6 protein-coding genes are annotated in these 4,756 nt (G+C 63.6%); all 6 read right to left on the bottom strand.

Going from position 1 to position 4,756, the window contains the following annotated elements; translation table 11 throughout:
* Positions 1-53: 53 nt before the first annotated feature.
* The gene (locus EOA86_RS22650; protein WP_128343669.1) at positions 54-1,181 is read right to left on the bottom strand and encodes a transporter substrate-binding protein; all 1,128 of its coding nucleotides are present in this window, start codon (positions 1,179-1,181) and stop codon (positions 54-56) included.
* Between the two features lie 151 nt (positions 1,182-1,332).
* Positions 1,333-1,971, bottom strand: coding sequence for an aminomethyltransferase family protein (locus EOA86_RS40540; RefSeq protein WP_245497346.1), 639 nt, complete (start codon positions 1,969-1,971; stop codon positions 1,333-1,335).
* A gap of 2 nt (positions 1,972-1,973) precedes the next feature.
* Entirely contained in the window at positions 1,974-2,447 is a 474-nt protein-coding gene (locus EOA86_RS40545; RefSeq protein ID WP_245497347.1) for a hypothetical protein, read from the bottom strand.
* 61 nt (positions 2,448-2,508) lie between these two features.
* Positions 2,509-3,285: an ABC transporter substrate-binding protein gene (locus EOA86_RS22660; RefSeq protein ID WP_128343671.1), complete on the bottom strand. Its 777-nt coding sequence runs from the start codon at positions 3,283-3,285 to the stop codon at positions 2,509-2,511.
* A gap of 104 nt (positions 3,286-3,389) precedes the next feature.
* Complete coding sequence (locus tag EOA86_RS22665; RefSeq protein ID WP_128343672.1) at positions 3,390-4,193, bottom strand: hypothetical protein; 804 nt, start codon at positions 4,191-4,193, stop codon at positions 3,390-3,392.
* Positions 4,105-4,756 (bottom strand): hydantoinase B/oxoprolinase family protein (locus EOA86_RS22670; protein WP_206630102.1); only part of this gene is annotated, 652 nt, incomplete at its 5' end. The genes EOA86_RS22670 and EOA86_RS22665, both read right to left, overlap by 89 nt.

Here is a 4,756-nt window from a genome sequence, read left to right on the forward strand (position 1 = left end):
ATGCAGGACAAAGGCCCTGGCGCCGCCGAGATTCGGGATGCGCGGAACCTTGCTCACGACACCACCCTCAGGCGTGGGCGGCCGAACGTCTCGGTCCGGTCATAGCGGGACAGATAGGGATCGGGCGCGACACCCTCGGTCACCGTGACGGTCTTGAACGCGGTGCCCTCGATGCGCCCGATCTGCACCGGCAAGGTGGCGTGCTGGGTCTGAGGATCGATGGAGATGTCGCCGAGCGGGGTTCGAAACGAGGTTCCGGCAAAAGCCCGGGGAAGGTCCGGCCATTGTGCGCCGGGATTGCGGGCGAGGATTTCGGCAAGCGTCCGCACCGAGGCATAGGCGGCCGCCTCGAAGGATGAGGCAGGCATGACGGAGGGCGCCGAAACACCCTGGCGATCCGCTGCCGAGATATCGTGAAAGTACGGCCCGACGGAAAGGTGGCCGTTGCCCGCCTCGTTGAGCGCCGGCAACTCGCATTCGGTCAGATTGCAGGACAGGATCGGGCAGCGCTCCGGCCTGAAATGCGGGTCGCGTTCGGCAAGTTCGGCATAGGCCGCGATGAAGGCATAGGACGAGGAGCCGATCAGGTTGTTCAGGATGAACTCCGGCCGGGTGGCCTGGATCTCGGCGATCAGCCTGGAGACATCGACCTCGCCGAGCGGCAGATAGCGTTCGCCCAAAACCTTGCCGCCGGCGTCGGCGATCAGGTCACGGGCGACACGGTTGGTCTCCCAGCCCCAGATATAGTTGGAGCCGAGCAGGAAGCCGTTGGCGCCGAAGCGCGGCACGACATGGGCCAGCAGCGGGACGAGATGCTGGTTCGGGCAAGCGTGCATGTAGACGACATGCTCGTTCGCTTCGAAGCCCTCATAGGGGCAGGCGTACCAGAGCGTGCCGCCGGCGCGCTCGAGGATCGGAATGACCTCCTTGCGGCTCCATGACGTGATGCAGCCAATGATGTGGCGCGCGCCGCTGTTGGCGAGAATGTCGGCGCATCCCGTCGCATAGCCGTCGATGTTGCCTTGCGGGTCGCGCTCCACCGGAACGAATTCGATTGGGATCGCGGGATCGGCGTTGACATCGGCGATGGCCGTCATCGCACCCGAACGGCAGGATTCGGACAGCAGGCGGTAGTTGCCCGACCGCGAGTAAAGGATGCCGATTTCGATACGCCGTCCCAAGCAAATCCCCAAAATAACAATGCCCCGCAGCCGCCGCCGCGGAAGGCGAGGCATACGAGGCATTTTTGCCGCCCGGCGGTCGGAGCCGGTATTTCCCCAATAGCGTATTCGGTACGGCGGGTCAGTCAAGCGGGAAAGTGAGGGCGCCAGGCTAAGCCCTCAGCCTCGCCCCGTCAGGATCGAAGAACGGCATCGCCGACACCACCGCGCGTGTCGGCGCACCATCGATGTCGAAGCTGAGCACGGTGCCGATCTGCGTGAACGGCAGCCGCAGATGCGCGGTCGCCAGCACCTTGCCCAGGGAATAGCCGTGGTCGCTATAGGTGACGACGCCGGCATCCTCGCCGTCGGCCAGAACCCGCGCATTCGCCGCGGCCGGCATGCCGCCTTCGACGATCAGCCCGGTCCAGCGCTCGTCGACGCCTGTGTCGCGGATCTTGAGCAGCGCCTCGCGGCCGACGAAATCGCCCTTGTCGAACCTGATCCAGCGATCGAGGCCGACATGAAACGGCGTGCGGGTCTCGTCCATGTCGATGCCGTGCGCCGGATAGGACTTCTCCAGTCCAAGCGTGAACATCGCCAGCACGCCATAGGGTTTCAGGCCGAAGTCCTGACCTGACCGGATCAACGTGTCCCAGACTGCAGCGGCCTCGTCGGCCGGAACGAACAGCTCGAAGCCGAGCTCGCCGGTCACGCCGGTGCGCGAGATCAGCAGTCTCGTCTCGCCGATGCGCCCTGTGGTGAACGACCAGCGTTTCAGCCCGTCGAGATCGGCGTCCTGCACCAGCACCTTCAAAACGTCGCGCGAGCGCGCCCCTGTATCGTCGGAAAGGCGATGGCCGCCGTGATGTCGGTGACATAGGCCTTTCGCCCCTCGGCGTGATGCAGCAGCCAAAGCAGCATTTTCTGGCGGTTGACCGAGCCGGTCACCAGCATGAAATGCTCGGGCCCGAGCCTGAACACGGTGAGGTCGTCCATGATGCCGCCGTCCTGCAGGCAGATGGTGGAATAGCGCACCTGGCCCGGCCGCATGGCGGCGGCGTCGTTGACGATGACATGGTTGACCAGGGCCTCGGCATCCGGACCCTTGATGTCCATCTTGCCCATGGTGCTGAGGTCCTGGACACCGACATTCTCGCGGGTGTTCAGATGCTCGTCGGCGACGCCGGAATAGTATCTGGCCGAGATGAAATCGCCGCCGACCCGGCCCATCGTCGCGCCGAGTTCGACGATGCTGCTGTAAAAGGGCGAGCGTCTTTCCGGCACGAGGTTCTCTTCCGGTTAAAAAGGCTTGGCGCCCGCTCCGGAGCGCCTTTATGCGTCCCGCCTACTCGCCGTAGACGTCGAAGGCAAAATACTTGTCGTTGATTTCCTTGTATTTGCCGTTGGCGCGCAGCGCGTCGATCGCCGTGTCGAGCTTGTCGGCCAGTTCCTTGTTGCCCTTCTGCAGCGCGATGCCGACGCCTGGACCATGAATGGCCGGGTCGGGGGCCAGGGTGCCGAGCAGTTTGCAGCAGGCGCCTTCGGGCTTCTTCAGCCATTCGGTCAGCAGGATCGAGCCGTCCATCACCGCGTCGAGGCGACCGTTGACCATGTCGGTGCGGGCATCGTCGCCGGTCGGATAGGGCTTGATGGTCGAGCCTGCGTATTTCTGCTCGGCGAAATTCTGGTGGATCGTCGCGCTCTGCACGCCAAGCGCCTTGCCTTTCAGGTCCTCGGGCGAGGTGCCCGTTACAGTCGAATCCTTCAGCACCGCGATAGCCGGCGGCGTCTGGTAGTATTTGTGGGTGAAGTCGACCTTCTCGGCCCGCTCCGGCGTGATGGTGATGTTGATGATGGCATCGAACTTGCCGGCCTGCAGTGCCGGGATCGAGCCGTCGAAATCCTGTACGACGAACTCGCATTCGGTCTTCATCTCGGTGCACAGCGCTCTGCCGAGGTCGATGTCGAAACCGCCCAGCGTGCCGTCGGCATTGGCATAATTGAAAGGCGGATAGGCGCCCTCGGTGCCGAGCCTGAGTTTCTTGTCCTGGGCAGAGGCGGCGCCGGTGGCGACAGTTATGGCGATGGACGCAGCAAGCACGAAACGACCGAAAGGACGCATGATCCAGATCTCCATTGACGGGAGAAGTCTACGGAGTTTTGTGTGCGCGGCGGAGACGGAAACGACATGCCCCGCGGCGATCACGGCGTGGCCGAGCATAGCCGTTAGTTTCCGGGGAGCTTCAGATTGTTCTCGATGGTCTCGCTCGCCCAAGCGAGCCTTTCGCGATCGTCTGGGCGCAACGGAGCCTCGACCGCGACGGTGAACAAATGCAGGGCGAGGCTTTCGGACAAAAGCCATGCGGTGACCTGTTCGCTGACGATCATGCGCCCCTTGTCGAGCTTCTTGATGTTTCCGGTGATCAGGTCCGCACAGTGCAGCATGGCCTCGGGATAAGCGCTTTCACGCCAGGCGGCCAGTGCAGCTGCCACATCCATTCCGGCAAGCACCATGCCCTCCAGCCAGGGAACTGCATTCCCTTTATCGGGGTGCTTGGTCAATGTTTTTCGCCAGGCAGCCTGAAACAGGGCTTCGACGGCCTGCTGTTCTTCCGATGGCCAATCGCGCCAAGAGGTCCTTTCAAGTTTTGCGGCAATCACGTTGGGCTCGAACCCCATACAAGGTTCGCCTTGGATAGCAAGTTCAAGCACCCTCGGCAGAAAGTGCCGGTAGTCATCGACGTCGCCGACTGTCCATATGGCCGATCCGGCATAGGTGCCGAGTTTTTCTCCGCTGAGTTGCCGTAGCTTATCACTGGATACTGCCCGAAAGATTGCCTCCGCATCTTCGATCGGCGAGCTATGGAGGAGACGGGGCAGCGGATAAGACGCGAAGACGTCATAGACGCGCTCGACCGCGCCGGCCAGATCAGATCCAGGCTCAGCCCCCAAGGAATTTGGACTGGTCATCCAACACAACCCCGAACATTTCCTTGGCTTGCTCAGTCGTATAATATCCAAGCCTGACATCCCTCAGCACCAGTTCCGGGTCGCGCGCCAGGGGATCGCCATAGCCGCCGCCGCCCGGCGTGCCGACGCGCACGCGGTCGCCGGCCCTCAGCGCGATGTCCTGCTCCTTGGAGAGGTGCGGCGGCACGTGTTCCTTGCCGTCGCGGAACACGGTCACCGTGTTGACCGCGCCGTCCTTGCCGCCGAGCGCGCCTTGCGGGCCGAAGCGGCCGTGGTCCATGACGAAGGAGGCGCGGGCGTCGCCGCGCAGGATCTCGACCTCATAGGCGAGGCCAAAACCGCCGCGATGCTTGCCGGCGCCGCCCGAGCCTTCGCGCAGGGCATAATGGCGGTAGAGCACCGGAAAAGCCTGCTCCATGATTTCGACCGGCGGCGATTTTGAAATGCCGATGGTCGAGCAGCCATTGGTCAGGCCGTCATGGCCGGCATTGCCGCCATAGCCGCCGCCGGAGATCTGATACATGACGTAATCGCGGCCGCGGGCCGGATCGTTGCCGCCGAGCGCGAAATTGCCGCTGGAGCCGGCCGGGGCCGCCGTCACCTTGTCCGGCAGCGCCTGCACC

The sequence above is a fragment of the Mesorhizobium sp. M5C.F.Ca.IN.020.32.2.1 genome (assembly GCF_004023105.1).
In the GTDB taxonomy this organism is placed as follows: domain Bacteria; phylum Pseudomonadota; class Alphaproteobacteria; order Rhizobiales; family Rhizobiaceae; genus Mesorhizobium; species Mesorhizobium wenxiniae.

What these genes read in the sequence shown, in the direction of transcription:
- EOA86_RS22665 (WP_128343672.1), bottom strand. Translation starts at nt 4,193, where the DNA reads ATGTCAGGCTTGGATATTATACGACTGAGCAAGCCAAGGAAATGTTCG.
- EOA86_RS22660 (WP_128343671.1), bottom strand. Translation starts at nt 3,285, where the DNA reads ATGCGTCCTTTCGGTCGTTTCGTGCTTGCTGCGTCCATCGCCATAACT.